29 protein-coding genes are annotated in these 24,736 nt (G+C 56.5%); 25 read left to right on the top strand and 4 right to left on the bottom strand.

Annotated elements, in window-relative coordinates:
* Positions 1–173: 173 nt before the first annotated feature.
* A complete protein-coding gene (gene dnaE / locus HPQ62_RS01395) occupies positions 174–3,647 on the bottom strand; it encodes a DNA polymerase III subunit alpha (RefSeq protein WP_174800720.1) in 3,474 nt (1,157 codons plus the stop codon).
* Between the two features lie 532 nt (positions 3,648–4,179).
* Here dnaE and HPQ62_RS01390 point away from each other — a divergent pair.
* The 6 genes from HPQ62_RS01390 to HPQ62_RS01365 all read left to right on the top strand — a co-directional run bounded on the left by HPQ62_RS01390 (position 4,180) and on the right by HPQ62_RS01365 (position 9,743).
* Positions 4,180–4,896 (top strand): DNA adenine methylase, encoded by a 717-nt coding sequence (locus HPQ62_RS01390; protein ID WP_342343673.1) that lies wholly within the window; start codon positions 4,180–4,182, stop codon positions 4,894–4,896.
* Positions 4,897–4,983: 87 nt separating this feature from the next.
* Positions 4,984–5,376: a hypothetical protein gene (locus HPQ62_RS01385; protein ID WP_174800718.1), complete on the top strand. Its 393-nt coding sequence runs from the start codon at positions 4,984–4,986 to the stop codon at positions 5,374–5,376.
* A 204-nt stretch (positions 5,377–5,580) separates the two neighbouring features.
* Positions 5,581–6,534: a DUF2971 domain-containing protein gene (locus tag HPQ62_RS01380; RefSeq protein WP_174800717.1), complete on the top strand. Its 954-nt coding sequence runs from the start codon at positions 5,581–5,583 to the stop codon at positions 6,532–6,534.
* 907 nt (positions 6,535–7,441) lie between these two features.
* Positions 7,442–8,599 (top strand): DNA cytosine methyltransferase, encoded by a 1,158-nt coding sequence (locus HPQ62_RS01375; RefSeq protein WP_174800716.1) that lies wholly within the window; start codon positions 7,442–7,444, stop codon positions 8,597–8,599.
* A complete protein-coding gene (locus HPQ62_RS01370) occupies positions 8,538–9,431 on the top strand; it encodes a NotI family restriction endonuclease (RefSeq protein WP_342343660.1) in 894 nt (297 codons plus the stop codon). Before HPQ62_RS01375 ends, HPQ62_RS01370 begins: the two co-directional genes overlap by 62 nt.
* Before the next feature lie 39 nt (positions 9,432–9,470).
* A complete protein-coding gene (locus HPQ62_RS01365) occupies positions 9,471–9,743 on the top strand; it encodes a PDDEXK family nuclease (protein WP_174800714.1) in 273 nt (90 codons plus the stop codon).
* 93 nt (positions 9,744–9,836) lie between these two features.
* Here the strand turns inward: HPQ62_RS01365 and HPQ62_RS01360 are convergent, their stop codons facing one another.
* The 3 genes from HPQ62_RS01360 to HPQ62_RS01350 all read right to left on the bottom strand — a co-directional run bounded on the left by HPQ62_RS01360 (position 9,837) and on the right by HPQ62_RS01350 (position 14,337).
* On the bottom strand, positions 9,837–11,348 hold the full coding sequence (locus HPQ62_RS01360; protein ID WP_174800713.1) for a KAP family P-loop NTPase fold protein: 1,512 nt from the start codon (positions 11,346–11,348) through the stop codon (positions 9,837–9,839).
* A 342-nt stretch (positions 11,349–11,690) separates the two neighbouring features.
* Positions 11,691–13,538 (bottom strand): P-loop ATPase, Sll1717 family, encoded by a 1,848-nt coding sequence (locus HPQ62_RS01355; RefSeq protein ID WP_174800712.1) that lies wholly within the window; start codon positions 13,536–13,538, stop codon positions 11,691–11,693.
* A 94-nt stretch (positions 13,539–13,632) separates the two neighbouring features.
* Positions 13,633–14,337, bottom strand: a complete 705-nt coding sequence (locus HPQ62_RS01350; RefSeq protein WP_342343659.1) for an XRE family transcriptional regulator — start codon at positions 14,335–14,337, stop codon at positions 13,633–13,635.
* A 141-nt stretch (positions 14,338–14,478) separates the two neighbouring features.
* Between HPQ62_RS01350 and HPQ62_RS01345 the strand changes: the two genes are divergently transcribed.
* The 19 genes from HPQ62_RS01345 to HPQ62_RS01255 all read left to right on the top strand — a co-directional run bounded on the left by HPQ62_RS01345 (position 14,479) and on the right by HPQ62_RS01255 (position 24,733).
* Positions 14,479–14,766, top strand: a complete 288-nt coding sequence (locus tag HPQ62_RS01345; RefSeq protein ID WP_174800711.1) for a helix-turn-helix domain-containing protein — start codon at positions 14,479–14,481, stop codon at positions 14,764–14,766.
* A gap of 212 nt (positions 14,767–14,978) precedes the next feature.
* The gene (locus HPQ62_RS01340; protein ID WP_174800710.1) at positions 14,979–15,332 is read left to right on the top strand and encodes a hypothetical protein; all 354 of its coding nucleotides are present in this window, start codon (positions 14,979–14,981) and stop codon (positions 15,330–15,332) included.
* On the top strand, positions 15,332–16,141 hold the full coding sequence (locus HPQ62_RS01335) for a ParB/RepB/Spo0J family partition protein (protein WP_174800709.1): 810 nt from the start codon (positions 15,332–15,334) through the stop codon (positions 16,139–16,141). The genes HPQ62_RS01340 and HPQ62_RS01335 overlap by 1 nt, the downstream gene beginning before the upstream one ends.
* Positions 16,138–16,596 carry a hypothetical protein gene (locus HPQ62_RS01330; RefSeq protein WP_174800708.1) on the top strand — a complete coding sequence of 153 codons (459 nt, stop codon included), beginning with the start codon at positions 16,138–16,140 and terminating at the stop codon, positions 16,594–16,596. The genes HPQ62_RS01335 and HPQ62_RS01330 overlap by 4 nt, the downstream gene beginning before the upstream one ends.
* A complete protein-coding gene (locus tag HPQ62_RS01325; RefSeq protein WP_174800707.1) occupies positions 16,593–18,551 on the top strand; it encodes a transposase domain-containing protein in 1,959 nt (652 codons plus the stop codon). Before HPQ62_RS01330 ends, HPQ62_RS01325 begins: the two co-directional genes overlap by 4 nt.
* A gap of 94 nt (positions 18,552–18,645) precedes the next feature.
* The gene (locus HPQ62_RS01320) at positions 18,646–19,674 is read left to right on the top strand and encodes an AAA family ATPase (RefSeq protein WP_174800706.1); all 1,029 of its coding nucleotides are present in this window, start codon (positions 18,646–18,648) and stop codon (positions 19,672–19,674) included.
* On the top strand, positions 19,674–19,976 hold the full coding sequence (locus HPQ62_RS01315) for a hypothetical protein (protein WP_174800705.1): 303 nt from the start codon (positions 19,674–19,676) through the stop codon (positions 19,974–19,976). Before HPQ62_RS01320 ends, HPQ62_RS01315 begins: the two co-directional genes overlap by 1 nt.
* Entirely contained in the window at positions 19,973–20,206 is a 234-nt protein-coding gene (locus HPQ62_RS01310) for a hypothetical protein (protein WP_174800704.1), read from the top strand. The genes HPQ62_RS01315 and HPQ62_RS01310 overlap by 4 nt, the downstream gene beginning before the upstream one ends.
* A gap of 173 nt (positions 20,207–20,379) precedes the next feature.
* A complete protein-coding gene (locus tag HPQ62_RS01305; protein ID WP_206678046.1) occupies positions 20,380–20,970 on the top strand; it encodes a DUF3164 family protein in 591 nt (196 codons plus the stop codon).
* A gap of 1 nt (position 20,971) precedes the next feature.
* Positions 20,972–21,595 (top strand): regulatory protein GemA, encoded by a 624-nt coding sequence (locus HPQ62_RS01300; RefSeq protein WP_174800703.1) that lies wholly within the window; start codon positions 20,972–20,974, stop codon positions 21,593–21,595.
* Positions 21,592–21,864: a hypothetical protein gene (locus tag HPQ62_RS01295; RefSeq protein WP_174800702.1), complete on the top strand. Its 273-nt coding sequence runs from the start codon at positions 21,592–21,594 to the stop codon at positions 21,862–21,864. Before HPQ62_RS01300 ends, HPQ62_RS01295 begins: the two co-directional genes overlap by 4 nt.
* The gene (locus tag HPQ62_RS01290; protein WP_174800701.1) at positions 21,857–22,216 is read left to right on the top strand and encodes a hypothetical protein; all 360 of its coding nucleotides are present in this window, start codon (positions 21,857–21,859) and stop codon (positions 22,214–22,216) included. The genes HPQ62_RS01295 and HPQ62_RS01290 overlap by 8 nt, the downstream gene beginning before the upstream one ends.
* A gap of 99 nt (positions 22,217–22,315) precedes the next feature.
* The gene (locus HPQ62_RS01285) at positions 22,316–23,017 is read left to right on the top strand and encodes a peptidoglycan recognition protein family protein (protein WP_174800700.1); all 702 of its coding nucleotides are present in this window, start codon (positions 22,316–22,318) and stop codon (positions 23,015–23,017) included.
* Positions 23,018–23,028: 11 nt separating this feature from the next.
* A complete protein-coding gene (locus tag HPQ62_RS01280; RefSeq protein ID WP_174800699.1) occupies positions 23,029–23,274 on the top strand; it encodes an NAD(P)+ transhydrogenase beta chain in 246 nt (81 codons plus the stop codon).
* Positions 23,274–23,648 (top strand): hypothetical protein, encoded by a 375-nt coding sequence (locus tag HPQ62_RS01275; protein WP_174800698.1) that lies wholly within the window; start codon positions 23,274–23,276, stop codon positions 23,646–23,648. Before HPQ62_RS01280 ends, HPQ62_RS01275 begins: the two co-directional genes overlap by 1 nt.
* Positions 23,596–23,898, top strand: a complete 303-nt coding sequence (locus HPQ62_RS01270) for a hypothetical protein (protein WP_174800697.1) — start codon at positions 23,596–23,598, stop codon at positions 23,896–23,898. The genes HPQ62_RS01275 and HPQ62_RS01270 overlap by 53 nt, the downstream gene beginning before the upstream one ends.
* Positions 23,888–24,106: a TraR/DksA C4-type zinc finger protein gene (locus HPQ62_RS01265; RefSeq protein ID WP_174800696.1), complete on the top strand. Its 219-nt coding sequence runs from the start codon at positions 23,888–23,890 to the stop codon at positions 24,104–24,106. The genes HPQ62_RS01270 and HPQ62_RS01265 overlap by 11 nt, the downstream gene beginning before the upstream one ends.
* Positions 24,103–24,432: a DUF2730 family protein gene (locus HPQ62_RS01260; protein ID WP_174800695.1), complete on the top strand. Its 330-nt coding sequence runs from the start codon at positions 24,103–24,105 to the stop codon at positions 24,430–24,432. Before HPQ62_RS01265 ends, HPQ62_RS01260 begins: the two co-directional genes overlap by 4 nt.
* Position 24,433: 1 nt before the next feature.
* Complete coding sequence (locus HPQ62_RS01255; protein WP_174800694.1) at positions 24,434–24,733, top strand: VpaChn25_0724 family phage protein; 300 nt, start codon at positions 24,434–24,436, stop codon at positions 24,731–24,733.
* The last annotated feature ends 3 nt before the right edge of the window (positions 24,734–24,736 follow it).

Genomic DNA, 24,736 nt, shown 5'->3' with positions numbered 1-24,736 from the left:
CAAGCGTGAGACGAAGCACTCTATAGGCAGGAAGATATCGAAACCCTGTCGAAACGACGCTTCAGCCTATGCCGCGCTGCCGAAAAAGGCACAATATGTGCCGACACCCACCGCAGCAACCGCGCGCGCACGACTCGAAACCCCACGAATCTCCTCCAGGCGATCACGCCGCGCTAGACGAGCTCCACATCCACTACGCCTGCGACGGCGCGCATCGCTGACGCCACCTCCGGTGAAAGCCGATACTTTCCCGGAAGCTCAACCTCGACTTCGCGCAAGCCCTCGTTCTGGATCACCACAAACGAGACGATCCCGTCGCCGCTGGCATTGAGGTGGCGCGCAAGCGAAGACAATGGCGAGCCATCGCGCAGATAGACACGCATTGCACTTTGCTGTCGCACCGCCTCTTCTTCGAGTGACTGGACAGTCTGGATCCGCATACCGATCCCCTCAGGGCGAACATCCGCCGCCACGGTGATCACGACCGATGTCCCCGGCTCCAGCAGATCGCGATACTGGTAGAGCATCTCCGAAAAGAGCACTGCCTCAAACTGTCCGGTGGCATCGGACAATGTCACGATGCCCATGCGATTGCCGGTTCGCGTCTTCCGTTCCTGTTTGGCAACCACTGTCCCGGCAAGCCGCCCCCGGCCCGATCCGTTCTTCACAGACAAAGAAAAATCGGCAAAGCTCTGTACCCGCATCCGTGAAAGCACGTCGCCATAAGCATCGAGCGGATGGGCCGTCTGATAGAATCCGAGCATCTGGAATTCGCGCATCAGCCGTTCGGAATCAGCCATCGGCGTGTAATCCGGCAGAACAATCCTGGCGAGTTCCCCGGCATTGCCAAAGATATCCGCCTGACCGCTCGTCTTGTCTTCCTGGCTACGCTGCGCAAGGCCGATGATACGATCTAGACCCGCGATCAGTGCCGCCCTGTCCTTACCGAAGCAGTCAAAGGCACCGGCATAAATCAGGCTTTCCAGCACACGACGGTTCACCAGCTTCGGGTCGATGCGCCGTGCAAAATCCTCGAGCCCCTCGAACGGCTTGTCTTTCCTGACGGCAACGATGTGCTCGACAGCCGCCTCCCCCACGCCCTTGATCGCCGCAAGCGCATAATAGATGCGCCCTTCACCCGGCTCGAAGTGACGGTAGCTGGTCTGGATCGACGGCGCCACGACGTCAATGCCCAGGCGCTTGGCATCGTGGCGGAAATCGTTGAGCTTCTCGGTATTGGCCATGTCGAGCGTCATAGAGGCGGCCAGGAACTCGACGGGATAATGCGCCTTCAGGAAAGCGGTATGATAGGAGACGATCGCATAGGCTGCGGCGTGCGACTTGTTGAAGCCGTAATTTGCGAACTTTGCCAGGAGATCAAAGATCTCATCTGCGCGCTGTTTCTTGACACCGTTCTCGACGGCCCCTTCAACAAAGCGCACGCGCTGCTTGTCCATCTGCTCCTTGATCTTCTTGCCCATGGCACGGCGCAACAGGTCCGCCTCCCCGAGCGAGTAGCCCGACAGGACCTGCGCAACCTGCATGACCTGCTCCTGATAGACGATCACGCCCTGGGTCTCGGCCAGCAGCGGGTCGATCAGCGGATGGATCGACTCGATCTCCTCCTCGGCATGTTTTCGGGCATTATAGACCGGGATGTTTTCCATAGGCCCCGGACGATAGAGCGCAACCAGCGCGATCAGGTCCTCGATCCGGTCGGGTCGCATGCCGATCAGCGCCTTGCGCATGCCGGCACTTTCCACCTGGAACACCCCGACCGTCTCGCCACGTGCAAGCATCTCGTAGGATTCCGGATCGTCGAGCGGCACCAGCGAAAGATCCACCGATATCCCCCGGCGGGCGATGAAGTCGACGGCCGTCTTCAAGACCGTAAGCGTCTTCAAACCCAGGAAGTCGAACTTAACAAGCCCGGCCTGCTCCACCCACTTCATATTGAACTGCGTGACGGGCATGTCGGAACGCGGGTCGCGGTACATCGGCACAAGCTGTGACAGCGACCGGTCGCCGATCACGATCCCCGCAGCGTGTGTTGATGCGTGGCGGTAAAGCCCCTCGATTTTCTGTGCGATCGCGAGAAGCCTGCCGACGATAGGCTCTTCCTCGGCAGCCTCCTGAAACTTCGGCTCATCCGCGATCGCCTGGGCGAGTGTTACCGGATTGGCGGGATTGTTCGGCACGAGCTTGCTGATCCGGTCGACCTGCCCATAGGGCATTTCGAGCACGCGCCCGACGTCTCGCAAGGCAGCGCGCGCCTGAAGCGAACCGAAGGTAATGATCTGGGCCACCTGCGCGCGGCCATACTTCTCCTGAACGTAACGGATGACTTCCTCTCGGCGGTCCTGGCAGAAGTCGATATCGAAGTCGGGCATCGAAACGCGTTCAGGATTGAGAAAGCGTTCGAACAGCAGTGAAAAGCGGAGCGGATCAACGTCCGTGATCGTCAGTGCGTAAGCAACCAACGACCCAGCGCCCGAACCGCGCCCCGGCCCGACAGGTATGTCGCGTTCCTTGGCCCACTTGATGAAGTCGGCAACGATAAGGAAGTAGCCAGGAAACTTCATGCCCTCGATGATGCCGAGTTCGTAATCGAGACGCTCGAAATAGGCTTCGCGCGTATGGCCTTCGCTCAGTCCCACATGGGCAATTCTCTGCTCCAGACCCTCTTTGGCCTGACGGCGCAGCTCGGCAGCCTCCGCACGCTCGGCCTCCTCCGGATCATCTGTCGCACCCGTAAAGCGCGGCAGGATCGGCATCCGGGTTTCGAGAATGAAGCTGCAGCGACGCGCAATCTCCACACTGTTTTCGATCGCCTCAGGCAGGTCGGAAAAAAGCGCGACCATCTCATCCTGCGACTTCAGGCAGTGATCGGGGGTCAATCGGAAGCGACGGTCGTCCGACACAATCGCATTATGCGCGACCGCCATGAGGGCATCATGCGCCTCGAAATCATCACGCGTCGGAAAGAAAGCCTCGTTGGTTGCAACAATCGGGAGATCGCGCTCATAGGCGAGCGAGACCACCCGCCTCTCATGCTGCACATCGAAGTTGCCGTGGCGCTGTACCTCAACATAGAGCCGATCGCCAAACAGGGAGTGAAAGAAGCCCAAACGCTCTTCCGCCTTGGCCTCGAAGCCGGCGATGATCGCCTCGTCGATCGGACCGCCGCGTGCCCCAGTCAGAAGGATGAGCCCTTCGGCATGCTCATCCAACCAAGACTTCTTTATATGGATGGTGTCGTGACCCTCTCCCCCAAGATAGGCTTCACTCACCAGATGCATGAGATTGGCATAGCCGGTCGGGTCGGCAGCAAGCAGGACGATCGACGGTTTTTTCGGCGGCAGATGGTTACCACCGCGGCGATCACCCTCCCCACCATCCTCCATATCAATAGAGAGCTGGCAGCCAATAATGGGCTGAACACCCTCCCCGACCGCCTTTTGCGAAAACTCAAGGGCGCAGAAGAGATTGTTCGTATCCGTTACCGCGATCGCCGGCTGCCGATCGGCTACCGCACGCTTCAAAATCGTCTTTATCGGTAGCGCCCCCTCCAAGAGGGAGTAGGCTGAGTGAACCCGCAAATGGACAAAGTGGACGGCATCACTGGCATGCGCGCTTTCCTTGCTCATATCCGAACCACTCCTTCATCGATGACACTTCCGACCGTTTTCGCAGGCCAACCCCAGCAACGCAATCATTTGTCGATCAATGCACAGAAACCTGGCTCGGCGATCTATCACAAACGCCCGCTCAGCTCCCGCTGCAACCGGTGACAGGAACGGGATCCTTGGAATTCACAACGAGCTCACGATCAAAGCCATGCTTGCCAGAAACAGGCTGACAGAGAAGAATGCTGCCACATCACGCAGAATATCGGTCATAGCTACCTCCGTTTTTGTTATAATCACTTTATGTTCTGTTTTTGTTCTTATTGCAACCATATTTCTCGCGTTTCACCTGCAGCTCCGACCCGTGCACACAGTTAATTTTCTATAAGCCTACGATTTTATTGACTTAAATAGATTTTTATTTTTCCTTCCGCGTGGAGAATTTTCTACGGTGTCAGCGCGGTTGCCGACCGCAAATACTGTTTGACGAGCGAAGCAAACTCCGGGCACGCCGCGTGATGTTCGCGGAAATGGTTTCTTCGACGCAGAAGAAATCGTTAGCTACGCAGAGCCCTTCGTCGGCATGGGCGGCGTGTTCCTGCGCCGCGATCGCCAGCCGAAGACGGAGGTGATCAACGATATCAGCGGCGACGTCGCCAACTTCTTCCGCATCCTGCAGCGGCATTTTCCGCAGTTCATGGATACGCTCCGCTTCCAGATCTCCGGAAGGCGGGAGTTCGAGCGGCTGATGAAGACCGACCCGACAACGCTGACATATCTCGAACGCGCCGCCCGCTTCCTCTACCTTCAGCGCCTCGCCTTCGGCGGCAAGGTGGCGGGCCGCACCTTCGGCGTCAGCAAGACCACCGGCGCGCGCTTCAATCTGGTCAAACTCGCCTCCACGCTGGAGGACATTCACGAGCGCCTTTCCGGCGTCGTCATCGAATGCCTGCCCTGGCAGGACTTCATCCGCCGCTATGACCGGCCGGGCATGCTGTTCTATCTCGACCCGCCCTATTGGGGAAACGAGGCCGATTATGGCGCGGACGTCTTCGGCCGGGAGGACTTCGAGGCGATGGCAAAGGTTTTAAGCGGCCTTCAAGGCACCTTCATCCTGTCCTTAAACGCCGTTCAAGGCGTCTTCGAAACCTTCTCACGGTTCAATATCGAGGAGGTGGATTGCACCTATTCGATCGGGGACGGAAATGGGAAGGCGGTGAAGGAGGTGATCATAACGCCAAAAGAGTGTTCGATGTCTTCAGAACGATGAGCTGGCTTTCACAGCTCTATTCGGGTTTGCCACAGAGCGCCAAAGCGATTTAACTTCATCAGAATCATGGAGCGAGGCAAAAAAAGCATGGGCATCTCTGACTGGATTTCTCTTTTAGCTGCGGCCGTAGCCTGTGGCGCACTCCTCCACTCCATCCGAACCAGCCGAAGAACTGCAAATCTTGAAAGGCTGCAGAAAAAGCTCGCTGAAGTAGAAATAGAACGACAAGAGAAGACGAGTGCTGAGGCTTTGAAGGCCTCCTTCAAAGTGACTTTCTCATCTGCGGAGAAACGGGTCATCATCGAAAACTCTGGCTCCAACGAAGCGCGAAATGTTCGCCTGGGAATCAAGGGAAATTGGTCGCCGATGGCCAGCAATGTAGTAAGGGCACGATTTCCTGTGAAAAAGATTGAGCCAGGTGATGTGATCAAGATTCCCGCCACTTGGACAATGGGGGCGCCACCTACAGTAGGCCTTTAGCTCATTTGGAGCGACGACCACGGGTGCGACCGATCGAAGGTATTTTAAATATCGCCCTTTTAGAAGCGTTCAAGAATTTGTCGTTGGCAGGCCTCTCCAATAAAAATTCGCGTTGGAGCGGCCAGATTGCGGGTCAAACTTCCAATTCGACCTTTTGAAATTCAAACCTGAACATGAGATCCAAATGCAAGCGGAAACTTGAAGATGACATTTCCGAACAAGCTTTACAAATACCGCGCGTTTAACGACCGATCTTTGGACCAAGCGGTCGGAGATCAACTTTTCTATGCCGACCCCACCACCTTTAACGATCCTCTCGACACCAAACCCAACCTTGAAGCCGACCTAGACGAGTTCGCTTTGGCGGAAATCCTCAATCAACTTTTGGAGCAGCGTATCCAAGCCGAAATGGACGCAGCTGCAAAAATGATCAAATACAAGGGGCCGAAAACGATCAACCATATCTCTCAACAAAGCAAAAGACGCGCTCAAGGAATGGTTGATCAAGTTCGAGAGGGGATAGCTAATATCGACGACGAATTCGACGCAACGCCAGCAGAAATATTTAGCGGGTTTATCGAACGCGAGCTTCTCCGCAGATATGACAAAGGCATTATTTCAATGGCGGAGAGATACAACTGCCCCCTTATGTGGAGTCATTATGGAGACCAACATAGAGGAATTTGCTTTGGCTATAGTATCCCAGAGGACGCTAGACGACACCTATATAAGGTCACCTATGATGGGGATAGAACGGTGAAAGCGAGCTCAGTCCAAGCGATGCTCCGCGGCAGCGAAGATGCGCGCCAGTTGGTCGATGCTGCTGTCTTATCGCGAAAGGCACCTGACTGGGAATACGAAAAAGAATGGCGCCTAGTGGGTACCAGAGGAGTGCAAAATTCACCGCTAGAACTGGAAGAAATCATCTTCGGGATAAGGTGCTCTCAGACCGTGAAGTTCTCGCTCTTAAGATCGTTGAATGAAAGGAGACGCCAAGTCAGCTTCTACGAAATGCGAGAGCAAAGAGGAGCGTTCGACCTTCGCCGAACCGAATTAGATCAAACTGATCTCTTAGCCTATTTCCCGAGACGCTCTCTCGACGTTTACGACCATTTTTCGGCTCTGGTGAGCGCTATCGAAGCCGTTCAGGACAACTAGACTAAGACACTCTCCCGATGAACGAACAACGAAGTCGCAGTGAGTTTCAAAACTCAATCGCTGCAAAACCAACTGTCAAAATTGCAAAACCGCTGTTGTTTGCCAGATGAGGCTGCAATATCCGGGAATTGGCGAAAACAGGCGGGAACCGGCGCGAATGCCCTCTACCTCTAGCGATCTGCCGATATGACGGGCGGCGACGCTAGGAATTGCCTTTGACAGCTCAGGTCTTCAAAGTTCATCGTCTAGCCTGAGCGCAGCCCAGTCGCAGCCAACCTTTTCAAAAAACGTGAAAATAGAAGCATCCGACGCTGATGCGTCATAAGGCCCCTTATGGAACTGAGACGCCCCCTCCCCGCCAAGTGCCCGAGATATAAGGCTTCACGGGTTTGGAGGAGTTTTCACGGTGTGGCTTCAAATGCCCTTGAAACCGTCTTCAAAGCAACCTCAATCGAGCGGCAGCCGGCGGTCAAATCAGGCTAAAATCCAAACCGAACATGCAAGTCACTTGCATGTTTGCGAAAACAACAAAGAAATCAAAGCCATCACCGAAAATTGACACGTTTTGAACATGCAAGCGGATTTTCGCTACCGCTTATGGACTTTACACCCGCATACGAGAACATTATAAGAACAAAAACATGGTAGTTGCGTAGATCAAGAAGCTGTCAGTTCGGCGAACGCGCTATGCGGGTTGTCGAGACGCAAACATGCCTCAGCACTGACACCCTCCGCTTCTACCTAACCTTGATCACTAATTGACGAAGGACTGTCTTTGACATCCAGCTGCTGAAACTTGCCTGGAAGACGGGCTGCCGGATGTAGGAACAAAGTCCGAATCGCGCTACACCAAACATACTATGCGCGTGGAACATGCCCACGCGGCTGAAAATTCGAGAGGGCGGTCATGAGCAACTGGACAGCGATCGATCTTTTTTGCGGTGCGGGCGGCTTGTCGGAAGGGTTTCGCCAAGCTGGTGTGCACGTGCTTGCAGGGCAAGATATTGATGCAACATTCGGCGAGACTTTTGCCGCATCCCACGCCGAAGCCAAGTTTGTTCATGGACCGATCCAAGAGATATCGGCCTCGGACATGCTTGCTGCAGCCGGCGTCAACGCGGGCGAGATAGATGTCATCGTTGGTGGACCGCCGTGCCAAGGTTACAGTGTCTACAATCACAGCCGCGGCATAGATGACCCTCGCGCAGGTTTATTCAAAGAGTATCTTCGGATCGTCGAAGAAATTCGACCGCGCTGGATCGTCATGGAAAACGTTACCGGCATCACATCGATTGCAGGGGGCGGGATCGTAAGAGAGATCCAGGCTGGCATGCGCAAGCTGGGCTATCGTGTAGATATGAAACCGCTGAAGGCTGAGGAATTTGGCGTTCCACAGGAGAGGCGACGTGTGTTTTTCATTGCCACCAGAGAAGAGAACAATCCTATTCTCTTCCCAACGCCGACTTATGGTCCAGAGCTCGAGCCGTTTGTGACTGTTTGGGATGCAATCTCCGATCTTCCCCACCTTGAAAACGGTGAGGATCGCGGCGATCAGCCTTACGCTGTTTCACCGCAGAATGGATATCAGGCGCTTCTTCGCGGTGACCGTATTCGGGTTTCCAATCATGCCGCGACACGCCTATCGCAGGTCAATATCGAGCGTATGCGCCACATCCCCGAAGGTGGGTCCTGGCGTGATATTCCTTTTCATTTGTTGCCGGAGGGAATGAAAAAGGCGAAGCGCTCAGACCACACAAAGCGTTACGGTCGCCCTCGCAAGACTGATCTGTCTTGCACCGTGCTCACCAAATGCGACGTACATTGGGGCGCCTATATCCACCCGACACAGAACCGCTCTTTCACGGTGCGTGAAGCTGCTAGGTTGCAGGGGTTCCCCGATTTCTTTGATTTCAAAGGAAGCCGAACTGAGCAGTTCGTCCAGGTTGGGAATGCGGTCCCTCCCCTTTTGGGGAAAGCCGTTGCAGAAGCCGTAATGGCAGCAGATGCGTCTTCGCGCGGCGACATTCCGCTCGATATCGAGCGTGGATTGTTGCATGCCGTTTAAGCCGGAAGATGCAATCGGTGAGGTCTTGGGCCAACGAGCGGAGAAGGCAATCGATCCTTCTTTAGCCGGCTTTGTTTGTCCCTACATCGAGACCGAATGCCCGAAACGGTCGACGAATTTGGGTACGGAACCCTATCCGGTCTGCACACTCTGGAGAGGTTCGCGCGGCCAGCCCCGGTCCACGGAACGCGACTTGATATGTGTCTGCCCAAAGAGGTTCTACCAGGTAGACTGGCTGCAGGAGGTAATCGAACACTGCTGGCCATTTGATCCGCCGAGGAATGCAATGATCGCGTCCGAAGTGAAGATGGCTGGTTTCGGCAATGTCGATTTCGTTATAGCCGATCGAGGTGATAGCGGCGAGATAGGCAATTTTCTGTCAGTCGAGCTTCAAGCCGTCGATATCACCGGATCTGCATATACCGCTTATGAAGCGTTGCGATCTGCCCATGACCTTCCAAAGCGACCGACCTACGGGTTTAATTGGGATAATGTTTATAAGCGATATATCACCCAACTCGTGCGAAAAGGGTATTTCCACCACCACTGGGGAACCAAAATCGTCGCGGTGATACAGGATCAGGTCTACCAGTCTGTCCTTGAGAAGGCTGACTTCATGAGAACACCGAACGTCAAGGACAAGACGGTCAATATAGTTTTCATGACCTACGTATTCGAAGATGATCCTGACAATTCCGGCCAATTTCGGCCCAAGCTGGAGCGCGTCGAAGGCACCAGCCATGCCAGTCTGCAAAGTGCGATTATGTACAAAGAAGCGCCGACAATCGACGAGTTCAAGAAGCGGATAGCGAATGCGCTAGGGCGCCGCTAGCCATCCACCTCTTCCAATGCCACGGACACAAAGCCTGAGATGATCGTGCGGCGCTATCTACATGCTAGCGGGCTGCGCTATCGCCTTCACGACAAGACATTTCCGGGCCAATCGGACCTGGTCTTTCCCAGCCGCCGCGTCTCCGTCTTCGTGCACGGCTGCTTCTGGCATCAACACGAAGGCTATCCCGCGCCAAGCGGTCAGCCTCAAATTCCGATTACTGGACAAAAAAGCTCGACGGCAATGCTGCGCAAGATCAGCAGCACATGGTTGAGCTATGGGCTGGAGGCCAATGGTGTCCAGGCAGTGTGATATACGAAAGGCGATCTGCCTTCCACTCTATTGCGTTGCGTTAGGTCATCACAATGCCGGCGTAATGGCCGCTAGCTTTACCTCTAAAATCACTTAGTTTCTTGGCTTTGCGCCGTCCTTGTCGAAGGCGGGTCCAACAAGTCTCCCGGCACTTCTGATAAAGTCCGGGTACTGTCTGGTTATAGAAAAAGCATCTTCTCGAATAAGCTTACCATCGACGGAATGCAACGATATCAACTCATCTTGAAATTGCCGGGTGACCCAACTTGTTGTGAGATTATTGGAAGGAGAACGGAAGGAATTATTTTCTAATTCTGACGATGCAGACAAAGTTTTTACGGAACCCACCAGCAGTCCTTGAAATGCTGCACTCCCGTCAAATGGTGCTGCTCCTTCCTTATTAAAAAGCCACGTATTTCCTGTGCTGGACCTCGTCTCGAGGATTTTTTTTAATTCAATTTTTATAATTTCTACGCCTTTTATGCTTCTTTTCTGCTGATAAATGGCCACCAAAGGAGCCAATAGACAAATCTGTATCTTCAGGTCTGGCCATATCCATGTCGTCTCAATGATTCGGATTATATCTAAGCATTGATCAACATCCCGAAGCGTAAGGCCCAGAAAGTGGAAGCACCCAGCCAAATATGTTGCTACGTCGACGCCTCGAGGCAGGCTATAGCTATCTTCTTCATTAATTCTATATCGTGCGCAAAGCTCAATTACATATTCTTCGACGCTCGGCTCCTCAAATTCGTAACTTCGGTCGAAGAAACGCATCAGATAGCGCTCGGCGTCAAAATCGCTCCCATAAATCGCTTTGACCGAGTGCCCAAGCTGATCAGTGTCCGTGGCGATGATGAAGACGACGTTGTCGGTTTCGAAAATGTGTTTAATCCGCTCCAGCAGCTCTATGGCGTAAAGCGGGCGGCAACGATCAAGCTCGTCTATGAGAACGAACAGAGGCGCGTGAAGGCTTCCCGTGTCGACCTTTTCGATGAACTCCTTCAAGCCTGAGCGAAAGCGATCTATCATCTCTCTGTTACGTCGGAAGCCGGAAAGAAGTTTGTTTGAATAGTCGTCAATGGCACTGTTCAGCTCTGCATTGATGCTATCGGCCATCACAGGCTGGCTGCGGCCGTCGCTGCTTTGATCGTTGCCGAAAACAGCCTCGCCGATTGCATCGGCCCCCTCTCCGATCGCCTTCCGTGCCCAATGCTTAATCGCACCCTTGGCGATGGACACCGCGACAATGCTAGCGGTGGCCTTTACCTTTCTCCACCTCTCGACCTGCTCCTCGTCATGGACAATGAGGGGCTGGATGGCTTCGTCGATCGCAGACATGACCGACAGGAGAGGGTCGGCAGCGTGGTCATCGGCCCAGGCATTCACATAAGCCACGGGATACTGCTCACTTTCGAGCTGACGCTGAAGCCGCTCCAGGAAGAACGTTTTTCCAGTGCCCCATGACGCGTTAACATTGAGCACGTAGGATCTGGTTCTGCCGCTCCGCGCTCGCTCCTCAATTCTGTTGATCAGAAACCGGATAAGAAATTTCGCATCGGCTTCACGGTTGAGACGATCCTCATGCCAGATTTCATCGCTCATATGCGTTCTCTTCTTCTCCCAGTCGCCGACAGAGGGCTCGACTCAGCGTCCAAACACTGCAGACTTAGATTGTTTGAGGTCGTGGCTGCAATCGGTCTCCCCTAAACAGAACGAGAGGAAGCTCGACGGCAATGTCGCGCGAGATCAGCGGCAAATGGCTGAATACGAGGCTATGGGCTGGACGCTGCTGGTGATTTCGGGTGTGAAACGCGGATCAGTGGTTCACTATCTCACCTAAAGGCGGCTCTTTCGACAGCTGGATCAAAAAACTAACGAAAGAGGCACCTGCCCAAACTTTAGCAAACCCAATAATAAGTACTCGGTATCAGGCCAATAAACTTATCATGCCCTTCTGATTTTTTTTGCCCGAGTTTTGCCATTCTCTATGGTAGCAGTGTAGCTAACTCGATCTCCAACTCTCGGCTTGTAGCCCGCTTCCAAATCGAAAAACTTGAAATAATAATCTAAATGCTGCGTGCCTCCCCTTATGAAACCGAAATTTGATTTGGGTTTCGCTTTGATAACAGTTCCTATTTCCCGCTTTTCTTTATTTCTATCTACCCTAATTCTCTTTCCTATATTTAGAGCCTTCGTCAATCCATAAAATATCTCATAATTAACATGCGTTCTTACTTTGGGATTCAAGTTCGAGGAGGTCCGCTCTCTAAAACACCATCTAATAAATGTCTTATCATCATTCGAATATTGGTCATAAATACCCTCTCCCTCCTTGTAACAAATAACATTTTGCTCGAACAAAAACTGCAAAAACACATCCGAAGATTCAAAGAATTTTGGCAATTCGGTACTCGACCTGGAACAGCTATCAATAAACGCATGAAAGCTGTCGAGATATTCATCGTATGAAAATCTCATCTTTCCGTCCAAGTATGAGAAAAATGCAAGAAAAAGTTCATAGTCTGATTGGCTATAATAAAAGAGAAGTTGGTCTTTCAATTCACCTAAAAGGTAGTTTGCCAATGCGTCGCGGAATGTGGGATCATCAAAATCTCGCCTTTCTACCGAGACGACCTCACCTCTTCGTTTCAAAATTTCCTGAAGAGTAGACATCATCGCGTTTATGTCGCGAGGACGATGATAGCTAAACCTAAGAAAAGAAATGAACGAAGTTGTCGTAGAATCGGCTTCGCCGCTATCGGATCCGACGGTGCTGCCGGCTTCAAAAGGAAAGTAGAAGTCCCATGCCGCGCCATCACTTTCAACCTCGTCATTTTGAACAGACAGCATGCGATCTGCGACAGAGAATAGCCGAGAAGTCCGGTGATCTTTATAGGCAGTCTTCCAATCTAAAAGTACTGAATTATCGCGCACCTTCGTATTAACATTGTGGAGGCCAGATCTGAAAAAAATGTCCGGTCGAACAAGAAGGACAACCTTGATGCGGCCGCGGCTATCCTTAATATTTGCGAAAAAGTCGTTGTTAACTGACCAGGTCGCTTCAATTATTCCTCGAACGCAGTCAAAATATTCATCATATGGAATGTTCGCAGGCCGAACATCGATTCCGTCGATAAATAAAATAAAATCTTCATCGAGCTTCAAGGAAGAGATAGCATCCTCAAATGAACGCCTGATACTTAAAATGTTGGTTTGAAACGTGGAGTTTTGATCCCTTGTCTCATTCCTTTTCTTTGATGAAAGGGACGCATCTAAGTTGCTATATTTAGCGATCAATGATGCTGAATTTTCAGAAGATTGTATAAAACTAAGAATTTTAACTATTTCTGGTGAAAACGCCCCTTTATAAAAGTCATCTATCGCCTTCTTAAGGTGAGATATCTTGGTAAACCTCTGAAGAAACGCGGGAGTACTTGTTACACTCAGAACACTTGTAGCCGATAGAATTAGAAATATCAGCGACCACACTTCAGAATATTGACTTAATGGGAGATTTCCTGATTTCTTTATCTCTATAAATTTTTGATACTCTGTCTGCCTGACATCAAAAGAAAATGAATTTTTATTTTTATATTTTGTATTTGATAAATATGTCGAATATGCAGTTTTACCAGTCCCTTTTTCTCCGACAAGGAAATATATATTACTATCAATTATTCTCTCTAAATTTTCATCTCTCACGAAATACCTTGAGAAAATATCTTTATTCTCCCTCCTTCTATAATTTTCTGCATTGCTGAACCCTAAGTTAAGTTTTGTAAACGAACGCATCTTTTCCTCCTCTACGCTTCCGGCCGCAAGCTGGGTGCAAATTAAATAGTTCTCTTTTTCAAACGCGCTGCTAAATTTTACAAGAGTGTACTCTTCACGGCACCCTGCAAAAGTACACCACCCTCCCTAACACGCTCAGCGTGTCCGCGTGCGTTTGGTCGAGGAATTCGGACTGATAGGTATCGTTGTCCGAGCTCAGCTCTAGCTTTCCGGTCATGTGCCATTTGGCGCGTTTTACCAGCATGATCTCCCCTACCCTGAAGACGTAGATGCAGCCGTGTTCGATTTTTTCGGTTTGGCTTTCGTCTACGATCAGAAGGGAATTGTCTGGGATCGTTGGCAGCATGCTGTCGCCATACGATTTTATGATGAAGCAATTGTCCGGTGATGCGCCCAGGTTGCGGAGGAAGGCCCGTTCGAAAGCTATTGAGCCGGAGGGCAATTCGTCCAGCGCGATGCGTCCAACACCTGCAGAAGCCTCAGCGTCAAAATAAGGAAGCGCAAGCAAACGCTTCCCAGCCTCCGATGTGAGGTTAGCCCCACTTTGTAGTTTTAGAGCGTCGCCGAACATCTCGCCTTCACCGGTTAAAAGCCAATGGAGGTCCACGTGCAGGTTTTCCCGGTAAGCCAGAAGAACATCAATGTTCGGGGCTCTATCTCCGCGCTCATAATTAGCTAAGCTATTGACATGCAATCCCAAAGTTGGAGCGAACTCCTCCCTTGAGGGGTCCCCCTGCTCAACGCGTATTTCGCGCAACCGTCGACCGAGCTCCGTCTTTATCCGTTCCTGCCTCGCCACAACCCCACCCAAAACACACTTTGGGGTTTACAAATCCCATTTTGTGTTTATTAATTTCTGTAGCGCACTCGCTGACGGCAAATGCGCGTTGTTTGACCAAAAATAAGGGCTGCGCGAACAGCCCCCTGACCGGAGAGACAGATGCCGGATAAACCCAGAACGTGGGATCAGTTCGCGATCAAGGCGGAGCTTCATCGTCGCGGCATGACGCTGACGAAGCTCGCTGAGATCAACAAACTCAACCCCGGAACCTTCCGCGCCGTATGGAAGCGGCCGAATGAGAAAGTGGAGCGTGCCATCGCCCGCTTTCTCAAGGTTCCCGTCGAACTGCTTTTCCCCGGCCGCTATCCCAAACGGTCGAACACCATTCTGTCGCGCGAATACGCGGCAGAGTCCACAGGCGAGAAGACCACGAAGGACGCCGCCTGATGAACGTGGAGCGGGAGGGTCAGACGGTTCTGGCCAGTTCTCCGGTATTTGGGAGAGGCCCGTCTCTATCGAGACCTCGAGCCCCCGGCCGACGCGCGCTGTCCTTCCGCTCCACGAGTCACATTTTTTCCGTTTTCCGCCGCAACCACAAGTCTAATCGTCTCGGCGAATTAGACATCAAGCATTGCGGCCTCGACATGCCGGAGCGACGCATGACCTTCAATCCTTACAGCGCCCAGGAACGCGAACACGCGCTCTACCATGCCTGCGTGATGGCGGTGCGGGAAGGGTTTCCCTATCTGACGATCGGCGAGATCATCGACCCTCCCCACGAGATGTTTGATGCGGCGCTGGCGCGCCAGATTGCGCTGCACATGCTGATCCGCAAGTTCAACGTGCCGAAACGGCGCGTGGCGCGAATGCAGGAAAGATCCCGCGAGTCCGTCTATCGGGCGCTGCGTATCATCGACGAGCGCTGCGGAAATCCGGTGTTTCTGGCCTACTACGCCGCCATGGCAGAACGCGCCGACGCGGCGCTGACCTCCATCTACGAGGAGGCAGCGTGATGGCTGTTTCCAAGACGATCCCGATTGCCAAAATCCATGTACCTGAGCGGCTCCGCGCGGTTGAGGAAGACCATGCGCTGGCTATTTCGGCCTCCATTGTCGAGCACGGGCTTTTGAACCCGGTGACCGTTCGTGCGACACCCGCCGCGAAGGGCGGTGCTTATACGCTGGTGGCCGGAGCGCACCGCCTGCGCGCCATGGAGCTGCTCGACGAGACGGAGATCGATGCGGTCGTCGTCGATGCCGATCAGCAGGAAGCAGTGCTTCTGGAGATCACTGAGAACCTTTTCCGCAATGAGCTTTCGGTGATTGATAGAGCCGTTTTCGTTCAGACGTATCGCGATGTCTGGGAAGACAAGTATGGAAAGATCGTATCGGGACCAAAGGCAATTAGGGGCAACTTGCCCCTAATTATCGGTGACGAAGCCAAAGCCGGCTTTTCGAAGCATGTCGCCGACAGAATGGGTGTCTCCCCCGACGCGATTAAACGACTGAACCGCATAGCTCAGCGTCTGCATTCCGATCTACGCGCCGCCCTGCGCGGCACGCCGGTGGCCGATAATCAGGCGGCGCTCCTGAAGCTTGCCAAGATGGAGCCGCAGGAGCAGCGGCGCGCGGCCATTGCCCTTCGCGCCGAGAACGGCGACCTGAAGAAGGCGCTCGGCCATGTGAAGGCCGTCCGGCCCTCGGAAAAGCCAGAAGCGAAGCGCGACGGCATGCTGAAGGCCCTGTTGGAGATATGGTCGAACGCCGATGATGCCACGCGCAAGGCGTTTCTGGCTGAAATCGGTCTGGAGGATGCGGCATGAAGCCCGATCCCGATCAGCTCGATTTCTTTGCCGCACCGCTTTTTCCGGTGCGCGAGGCCGCACAATCCATCGACCTGGAGCGTTTCCGGGCACGGGTGAAGCGTGCCATGGCGCGGGCGATCCGCGAATGCCCTTACGACCGGCCCACGATCGCGGCGCGGATGGCGCTTTATCTCGGCCTTTCGACCATCTCCAAGGCGACGCTCGATGCCTACACGGCGGAAAGCAAGAACGGCCACGATATCAGCCTCGCGCGCTTCAAGGCGTTCGTTCGAGCAACCGGCGCGGTTTGGCTTTGGGACGAGATCGTTTCCGATGACGGCCTTTTGCTGCTGGAGGGCGACGAGGCGCGCCTTGGAGAGATCGCTCGGCTTGAACAGGAGCGCCGCAGGCTGACTGCCGAGCTGAAGACGCTGACGGCGCGGCCGGTGAACATTCGGCGGGGGCGGTCATGAAGGAGTGGTTTACCTCTGCAGAACTCGCCGACGCAAAGCTTCCGGACATGCCGGGTACGCGGCGCGGCATCGAGCAATTTGGCGAACGCCAGGGCTGGCGTGCGAGCGGCCATGTCCGCAAGCGCGCCGGGCGCGGCGGCGGGTTTGAATACCATATCTCGCTCCTGCCCAATGCCGCGCAGGCAAGGCTGCATGTCGGCCATCTGGAAGCCGAGAACAAGCGGGACCGGGAAACCGCCACCGCCAGAAAAGCGCTCTGGGCGAAATATGAAGCCCTTTCGAAGGCCCATAAGCTAGCCTGTGAAAGGCGTTTGAAGGCGCTTTTGAAGGTCCGTGAAATGATCGAGGCGGGCGTGACCGCGCGGACAGCCTTCGAGGTTGTCTCGAAAATGGAAGGCGTCAGTCAGCGCGTGCTCTATTACTGGCAGTCGCTTGCCGACAAGGCCCCGCGCGCCGACTGGCTCGCCGCACTCGCACCCTCATTTTCATCCGCGACACGGGCGGCTGAATGCAATGAGGAAGCATGGCAGTTTCTTGTTTCCGACTATCTTCGCCCGGAGCGCCCGGCGTTTTCGGCCTGCTATCGGAGGATGATCAAGGTTGCCAAACGCGAAGGATGGACGCCCGTTCCCGGCGAACGTTCGCTGCGTCGCCGGCTGGAGGCGGAAGTCCCGCGCGCCGAACAGGTAATCGCCCGCGACGGCAAGGAAAAGGCGAAGGCGCTCTACCCGGCGCAGCGCCGCAGCCGGGCGGGTCTCCACGCGATGCAGGTCGTGAACATGGACGGCCACAAGGTCGATGTCTTCATATCCGTCCCCTGGGCGAAAGAGCCGACCCGCATGTATCTGATCGCCATTCAGGACGTCTATTCCGGCAAGATCGTCGCGTGGCGGCTTTCGGAAGCGGAGACCTGGACGGCGGTGCGTCTCGTTATCGGCGACATGGTCGAGCAATTCGGCATTCCCGATGACATGGTGCTGGACAACGGGCGCGCCTTTGCCAGCAAGTGGATTTCAGGCCAGACGCCGACGCGCTTCCGCAACAAGGTTCGCGAGGAAGATCCGCGCGGGCTGGTGACGACGCTCGGGATCAATCTGCACTGGTCCCTGCCCTATTCCGGCCAATCGAAGCCAATCGAGCGCGCCTGGCGTGATCTGGCCGAGGCGATCGGCAAGCATCCCTTCTGCTCGGGCGCCTATACCGGCAACAAGCCAGATGCCAAGCCCGAGAACTATCGCGAGCGCGCGATCCCGCTCGATCAGTTCAAAGCTCATGTGGCCGCCCAGATCGCCGAACACAACGCCCAGACAGGACGCCGGGCGGAGACCTGCCGGGGCCGCAGCTTCGACGAGACGTTCGAGGAAAGCCTAGCCAGCCCGACAAGCATCGTTCGCTGGCCGACCACAGCGCAGCGCTCGCTCTGGCTGCTCGCCTCCGAGGGCATCAAGGCCGCCAAGGGCAATGGCATGATCCATTTCCAGAAGAACCGCTACTGGTCGGCGGAGCTCACCCAATTTGCGGGCAAGAAGGTCACGATCCGGTTCGATCCGGACAACCTGCACCAGTCCGTAAGGATCTACGATCTGGAGGACAGGCTGATCTGCGAAGCAGACTGCATCGACGATGCGGGCTTCCTCAACCTTGGCGAAGCCAGGGAGCACAACAAGACCCGCCGCGAATTCGCGCGCGCCCAGAAGGCAGAACTCGCAGCCAAACAGAAACTCACCGCGCGCGAGCTCGGCGAGATCATCTATCGCGGCGAAAAGCCTGCAGCCCCCTCACCTGTCGAGCCTCAGCGCCCGGTCATCACGCGCATTGCAACCGTGCCGCAGATGAAGCCGCGGCAGCAGGAAGATGAGATCGACTTCGAAGAGAGTTTCTCCCGCGCCATGTCCATGATCCGGGGCGATGGCGGGGTGATCAAGTTCCCGAAAGGGAAGGCGTCGGACGCCTAGTCATGTCCGGCGGACAACCGAAATGTAGTGCGTACGGTTCCAAAAAAACGGGCGGGGTCACCCCCGCCCAACAGTTAAAGCAAAGGAACCATAAATGAACATCTATTCCGGCACAAGCCAAACCAAGACCCTCTGGGAACGCCCCGTCGCGGGACCGGAGCTTTCCGCAAACCGCAGCCAGGACGACATCGACCAGTGGTGGTCGTTGATCGACCGCACGATCGAGGTGGCCAACGCCAACGGTTGGACAAAGGCCGAGGTGGCGCGCCGCTGCGGCATGGCCGACGGCACATTCTCGCAATGGGTCTCCGGCAAATATAACGGCCGTCTGGACAAGCAGAACCAGACGGTGCGCCAATGGCTCGACGATGTCGAGGATCAGGCGGCATTCGCGGCAAAAGTCCCGCAATCGCCGACCTTCCTCAAAACCCGCACCGCGAATGAGGTGCTGGAAACGCTCAATTGGGCGCAGGTCACCTCCGACTTCGTGATCATCACGCTCGCCGCAGGCATGGGCAAGACCGTGGCCTGCAGGCATTACTGCGCCACCCGGCCCCATGCCTATCTCGCGACGGTGAGCCCTCACACCAAGAATGTGCATGCGATGCTGATCGAGCTTGCGGCGGAGCTCAATGTGCAGGAGCACAATCCGGCCAAGCTGACGCGGGCAATCGGCAAGAAGCTGGAGCGGATCGGCGGCGGCACGCTGCTGATCATCGACGAAGCGCAGAACCTCGTCGATGATGCGATCAACCAGCTCCGGCACTTCGTCGATATCTATGGCTGCGGCGTGGCGCTCGTCGGAAATGACGAGGTCTATGGCCGCTTCGCCAGCAAGTCCGACGGGCGTTCCTATGCCCAGCTTCGCCGCCGCATCGGCAAACGGCTCAACCGCCGCCAGCCGCTCCGGCAGGACCTTGAAGCCTTTATCGACGCCTGGGGCGTGACCGATCCGGTTGCGGTCAAGACGCTGATCGGCATGGGGCTGAAGGGCGGCGCGCTCGGCCAGATCGACAAGACGCTGAAGCTTGCGGCCATGCTTGCCATGGCGAATGACGAGCCGATCAGCGTCCGCCATGTCGAAACCGCCTGGAAGAACCGCGACGTGGAGGACATCGCCTGATGCGCCACCTCGACACGACGCTCAGCGATACGCTGGCGCATTACGCCCTCCAGTTCGAGGATTGCTCGCACACCGGCTGCTCACTGTCGGCGGAGGAAACCATCAAATTCGTCAGGCAGCTGAAGGGCATGCGCAGGCTTGCCCGCGCAATGGAAGAAGAGGTCGCGATCCACCGGATCACCGAGGCAAGCAATGCGCAGAGAAGCGTGCTTGAGCAGGAAGCAGGCCGCAAGCTCGCGCAGATCATCACCGATCCGGAGGGCAAGGTCGTCCGGCCCGATTTCACGGGAGGGCGGCGATGAATGTGCAGGCATCCGACTATCTCGGCGGCGTGCGCGACGAGATGCGGCTGTTCATCCGCGCCCAGAAGCGCCCGACGGTCAACGAGCTTGAGGGCATGCTCACCCGGCTCAACACCGGCATCGCACTCACCGAGGAGCTGGAGGCGGAATACCGCCTCCTCTCAGACACGCGGCTCCCGCCGCTGAAACTGACCCTTACCGAAGAAACACGCAAAGGCGACGCAAAATGAACGCGATGGAAGCATGCATTCTCGAAGACCAGGAGCGGCAGGTCCGCGTGGCCGAGATCGGCGGCGAACGCTATCTCGAAGATGTGCGCGGCCGGTTCGTGCCGGAGGCGCTTTACCGGGCGCAGGTCCGCGAGATCGGCACCGGCGTCACACTCGTGAACGGCCGGGACTTCATGGCCGACGCCAGCGCGCGCCTCGTCCCGCTCGATCTCGTCAAGCCACAGCACAAGCTGGAGGATGAGGTGGTGCGCAAGGTCATAGCCTTCGCCTTCGACCTTTCCGCCCAGATCGGCCGGTTCCTCGAACACACCATGATCGACCTCGACGGTTTCGACGAGCTGCTCGCGCAGGAATACGAGGTCACCAAGGGCGGCAAGAAGGGGAACCGGACCTATCAGTCCTATGACGGGCTCTTGAAGGTTCAGGTGCAAGTCGCCGAGCGGATCGATTTCGGCCCTGAGCTGCAGATCGCCAAGGGTCTGATCGACGAATGCCTCAACGAGTGGTCGGCGGAAAGCCGTCCGGAGATCCAGGCGATTGTCACCCGCGCCTTCAACACCGACAAGGAAGGCCAGATCAACCGCGCCGAAATCTTCGGCCTGCTCCGCCACAATATCGAGGACGCACGCTGGCAGCGCGCCATGAGCGCAATCCGCGACGCTATGCGGGTGACGGGCTCGAAGCAGTATGTCCGCTTCTATCACCGGCGCTCGGTCGAGGACCGGTGGCAGGCGATCACGATCGATCTGGCGAGGGCGGGCTGAGATGAGCGCTCATCGAACCATTCACGCAATCTGCGGCAAGCTTGGTCTCGATGATGAGGCTCGCCGGGCCGTCTATCAGCGGATCACTGGCAAGCCTTCGCTCACCTTGATGACCGACCCCGAAAAGGAAGCGGTCGCCGAAGAGTTTCGGCGGCTTGGCGGTGACCGGCGCCCGGACGGCAGAAAGAAGCTCGCCGGTCCGTTTGCGCCGAAACTCCAGGCGCTCTGGATCGGCGCGTGGAACCTCGGGATTGTCGGGAACCGCGACGACAAGGCGTTGCTCGCCTTCGTCAAGCGCCAGACCGGGATCGATCACACGCGGTTCCTCTACTATGCCGATGATGCCGCCAAGGCTATCGAGGCGCTGAAGGCATGGATGGCGCGCGAGGCAGGCGTCGACTGGCGCGTTCACCGCTTGATGCCGCTCTGGCGTCAGGCGGAGGGCTACAAGATCGCCGTTGCGCAATTGGCTTTGCTGCAGCAGGACCAGAACGATTTCTGGACCGTGGTGCCGATGCTGTGCGGCGGAAATCCGGGCGATCGGGATCTGACACGCGCCGAGTGGATCAGGGTAATGAATACCCTTGGCGAACGGGTCCGCACAATGGAGGCGGAGGCGAAATGAGCAAGCGTCAATCTATGCCGGAAACCGGCTTCCTCATTCCGATCGTCACCGACCGCGCGGTGCTGCGCTTTGTCGAGCGGTTCCACGGCATCGATGTCGAGACCATGCGGCTGATGATCCAGAACCGCTGCGTGGATGGCGTCCGCTTCGGCGCATCCGCCGTGATCTCCGACGGCGCAAAATTCATCCTGCGCGGCGACACCGTGGTGTCGTGCTATCCGAAGCACTGGCCTTCGCGGGATTTCCGCGAGGGAGGCACGGATGGGTGATCCGATCCCGGCAAACCTTGAACCTTATGTAGAGGTGCTTGGCGAGGAGCTCGCCATCACCTTCTTTCTGAATTTCGGGGGCGCGCCCGCCTACCTTTCGGAGAACCCACGATCGGGCTCGGACCTTTCCAAGGTCATTGGCCCGGAAAAGGTCAAGGCTCTTGCCGAAGCGCTCGGCGTGGGGCAACTATATCGCGTGCCAATCAACAAGACATGGATCGCGCAGCGCCTCAAAGCGCGCGGCTGGTCGGTTCTCGCGATCGCGCGTGAACTGCATGTTTCGGACGTCACGGTCCGGTCCTATCTGAGGACCGAAGACCGCCGTCAGCTGTCCCTCTTCGAGAAAAACTAGCCGGGTTCGCAAGCGTTTGCGACCTGTAATCGGCGCCTGAAAGTTCAGACTACTCGCAACACTGTGTGACCTGTTTTCACGAAGATTGCGAAGTTTCCGATGCGCCCCATCAACGAAATCATCATTCATTGCACCGATACGCCTGCAGGCCGGCCGGTTACTGTCGCCGAGATCAACCAGTGGCATCTTGCGCGCGGCTGGTCGGGCATCGGCTATCACCGCGTCGTCCATCTCAACGGTGCGCGCGAGGCCGGACGGCCGATCGAGCGGATCGGCGCCCATGTCGCCGGCCACAACACCGGCACCGTCGGCATCGTCTATGTCGGCGGCAGGTCTGCCGACATGACGCACACCGCCGACACCCGCACGCCTGAACAGAAACACGCGCTCGTCGCGGAAATTATCGCCCTTCGCGAACGCTTCGAGATCGGTGGGATCAGCGGCCATCGCGACTATGACAAGGGCAAGGCCTGCCCGTGCTTCGATGCGCATGTCGAATATGCCCACCTCCTGAAGGGCGCGAGCGATTTTGTGCCGCTTAAGGACGTCATGCTTGCTCGCGGCGATCACGGGCCGGCGGTCCTCGCCTGGGTCCAGGACCTTGCAAAGTGTCGTCAGATGACAAGGCATCCGTGGCCGGTCCAGCCGACCGATGCCTTCGATCACACGGTCGAACTGGTGACGATCTGGTTTCAGAAGGAGCGCGGCATCGTCGCCGACGGCATTGTAGGCCCGCAGACGCGTGACGAGATGGAGCGCGCGCTTTCCGGCAAGCCGCCCATGATGGCGCTTGCGGCATGAGGCGCGGGACCATGCAGAAGCCACACTACCGGACATCCAAGCGCTACATGCTGGTCTCGCAGATCGCGGCATGGATCGTGATCTTCACGGTCGTGATTGCGGGCTGCCTCAACTCCGCAGGCGCGCTTTCGCTCTCCTCGACGGTGATCCCGATCATGGCCGGTCTGGTTGCCGCCATGCTCGGCATTCACCGGGTTACCGGCTCGAAGGATATGCAGACACTTGCGAAGCAGGAGACCGAAGGGAGGCGCGACTAGTGCTTGCCTGGCTCTCCTCTCGCCTTTCGAAACCGGCGGCAATCCTGCTCCTCGTCGCAGCGCTTCTGGCAGTCGCCGGCGTCTCGGCGCTTTCCGCGATCGGCAAGGCTTCGGACCTGATCGAGGAACGCGTCGCCTCCGCGCGCGCCGAGCGCGATGCCTTTTGGCGTTCCGAGGTGGCGGAAGCCAATGCCGCGCTTTCGGGCGCCGTTGCCGAGCTCGCCCGCCAGGCGATGCGCGCCGATGGCGAAATCCGGGCAGCGGAAGCTGCAGCCCATGATCAGCTCAAACAGATGGAGGAAGACAATGCGGCATTGCCTGATGGCGATGGTTGCGGGCTTGGCGCTCGCCGCCTGCAGCTCCTCCCCCGATGAATCGCAACCTGCGCTCAAGCTGGTGCAGACGCCAGTCGAGGTGCCTGAAAGCGCGCGGCTTTCCTGCACGTCCATGCTTTCCGGCCTGCCGGATGATGGCGGACTTTCCGAACGGCAGGTCGTCGACAAATGGGGAAACGACCGCATGGCGGTGAAGATTTGCGACCGGCGCCGGGCCGGCGCAGTCGCGGCGATCGATGCGGCAAATGCCACCCTGAAGAATGTGGACGAGAGACAGTATGAACCGTGAAGACAGGCTGGAGGCGGTTACCGAAGACCATGACGCCGCGCGCCAGCGCAGGATCGAGAGCGCCCGCCAGGCGCTGAATGCCGCAGGCACCAAGGACTGCTCCGATTGCGGCAGGGCTATCCCGGAGGCGCGCCGGATGGCAGCGCCCTTCGCCAGGCGTTGTGCGGCCTGCCAGTCGGAACGCGAACGGGAGTTTTATTGCCGATGATCGTTGACCCGCTCCTGCCGTGGCTCACAGCCATCAACAGTCTGATCGCGCTCGGCTCCTTCATCTACGCCTGGCTGACGGCGCGGGCGAAAGACAACAGCGAGAAGCTCACCGCAATCGAGAAGATCGCCATTGAGCATGAGCGCCGCATTCAGGCGATCGAGGGCGAGCTCAGGCATCTGCCGGACAAGGACAGCGTGGTCGAGCTCAAGATTTCCATGGCGAAGGTGGAAGGCGCGATTGCCGCTCTTACCGAAAGGCTCGGCACATTCGGCGCAACGGTGACGCGCATTGACGACTACCTCAGAAGCAACGGGGACCACTGACATGGTTTCGTTTGAAGAATATTCCGCCCGCGATGCGCGCCTGATCATCCTGCGCGGCTTGGCGATCGAGACCGACGGCACGCTGAACGAGACGCTGCTGACCATGCTTTTGCGCACCTTCGGCCATAACCGCAGCCGTGATTACGTGCGCACCCAGATCCGCAAGATGGAAGAGCTCGGCGCGGTGACGGTGACGGAGGCCGGCAGCGTGCTGATCCCGTCGATTACCAGGGCCGGCCTCGACCATGTCGAACGCCGTTCGATCATCGAGGGCATCGCCCGCCCCTCCCCGGAGGTCTGAGCC

Source organism: Martelella limonii, assembly GCF_013344475.1.
GTDB classification, from domain to species: domain Bacteria; phylum Pseudomonadota; class Alphaproteobacteria; order Rhizobiales; family Rhizobiaceae; genus Martelella; species Martelella limonii.
This window is presented reverse-complemented; position numbering and strand designations above follow the sequence as displayed.

Excerpts from the sequence above, each read along its gene's own strand:
- dnaE (WP_174800720.1), bottom strand. The coding sequence starts at position 3,647 with ATGAGCAAGGAAAGCGCGCATGCCAGTGATGCCGTCCACTTTGTCCAT.
- HPQ62_RS01385 (WP_174800718.1), top strand. The coding sequence starts at position 4,984 with ATGGGCATCTCTGACTGGATTTCTCTTTTAGCTGCGGCCGTAGCCTGT.
- HPQ62_RS01380 (WP_174800717.1), top strand. The coding sequence starts at position 5,581 with ATGACATTTCCGAACAAGCTTTACAAATACCGCGCGTTTAACGACCGA.
- HPQ62_RS01375 (WP_174800716.1), top strand. The coding sequence starts at position 7,442 with ATGAGCAACTGGACAGCGATCGATCTTTTTTGCGGTGCGGGCGGCTTG.
- HPQ62_RS01370 (WP_342343660.1), top strand. The coding sequence starts at position 8,538 with ATGCGTCTTCGCGCGGCGACATTCCGCTCGATATCGAGCGTGGATTGT.
- HPQ62_RS01365 (WP_174800714.1), top strand. The coding sequence starts at position 9,471 with ATGATCGTGCGGCGCTATCTACATGCTAGCGGGCTGCGCTATCGCCTT.
- HPQ62_RS01360 (WP_174800713.1), bottom strand. The coding sequence starts at position 11,348 with ATGAGCGATGAAATCTGGCATGAGGATCGTCTCAACCGTGAAGCCGAT.
- HPQ62_RS01355 (WP_174800712.1), bottom strand. The coding sequence starts at position 13,538 with ATGCGTTCGTTTACAAAACTTAACTTAGGGTTCAGCAATGCAGAAAAT.
- HPQ62_RS01345 (WP_174800711.1), top strand. The coding sequence starts at position 14,479 with ATGCCGGATAAACCCAGAACGTGGGATCAGTTCGCGATCAAGGCGGAG.
- HPQ62_RS01340 (WP_174800710.1), top strand. The coding sequence starts at position 14,979 with ATGACCTTCAATCCTTACAGCGCCCAGGAACGCGAACACGCGCTCTAC.
- HPQ62_RS01335 (WP_174800709.1), top strand. The coding sequence starts at position 15,332 with ATGGCTGTTTCCAAGACGATCCCGATTGCCAAAATCCATGTACCTGAG.
- HPQ62_RS01330 (WP_174800708.1), top strand. The coding sequence starts at position 16,138 with ATGAAGCCCGATCCCGATCAGCTCGATTTCTTTGCCGCACCGCTTTTT.
- HPQ62_RS01325 (WP_174800707.1), top strand. The coding sequence starts at position 16,593 with ATGAAGGAGTGGTTTACCTCTGCAGAACTCGCCGACGCAAAGCTTCCG.
- HPQ62_RS01320 (WP_174800706.1), top strand. The coding sequence starts at position 18,646 with ATGAACATCTATTCCGGCACAAGCCAAACCAAGACCCTCTGGGAACGC.
- HPQ62_RS01315 (WP_174800705.1), top strand. The coding sequence starts at position 19,674 with ATGCGCCACCTCGACACGACGCTCAGCGATACGCTGGCGCATTACGCC.
- HPQ62_RS01310 (WP_174800704.1), top strand. The coding sequence starts at position 19,973 with ATGAATGTGCAGGCATCCGACTATCTCGGCGGCGTGCGCGACGAGATG.
- HPQ62_RS01305 (WP_206678046.1), top strand. The coding sequence starts at position 20,380 with ATGGCCGACGCCAGCGCGCGCCTCGTCCCGCTCGATCTCGTCAAGCCA.
- HPQ62_RS01300 (WP_174800703.1), top strand. The coding sequence starts at position 20,972 with ATGAGCGCTCATCGAACCATTCACGCAATCTGCGGCAAGCTTGGTCTC.
- HPQ62_RS01295 (WP_174800702.1), top strand. The coding sequence starts at position 21,592 with ATGAGCAAGCGTCAATCTATGCCGGAAACCGGCTTCCTCATTCCGATC.
- HPQ62_RS01290 (WP_174800701.1), top strand. The coding sequence starts at position 21,857 with ATGGGTGATCCGATCCCGGCAAACCTTGAACCTTATGTAGAGGTGCTT.
- HPQ62_RS01285 (WP_174800700.1), top strand. The coding sequence starts at position 22,316 with ATGCGCCCCATCAACGAAATCATCATTCATTGCACCGATACGCCTGCA.
- HPQ62_RS01280 (WP_174800699.1), top strand. The coding sequence starts at position 23,029 with ATGCAGAAGCCACACTACCGGACATCCAAGCGCTACATGCTGGTCTCG.
- HPQ62_RS01270 (WP_174800697.1), top strand. The coding sequence starts at position 23,596 with ATGGCGATGGTTGCGGGCTTGGCGCTCGCCGCCTGCAGCTCCTCCCCC.
- HPQ62_RS01265 (WP_174800696.1), top strand. The coding sequence starts at position 23,888 with ATGAACCGTGAAGACAGGCTGGAGGCGGTTACCGAAGACCATGACGCC.
- HPQ62_RS01260 (WP_174800695.1), top strand. The coding sequence starts at position 24,103 with ATGATCGTTGACCCGCTCCTGCCGTGGCTCACAGCCATCAACAGTCTG.
- HPQ62_RS01255 (WP_174800694.1), top strand. The coding sequence starts at position 24,434 with ATGGTTTCGTTTGAAGAATATTCCGCCCGCGATGCGCGCCTGATCATC.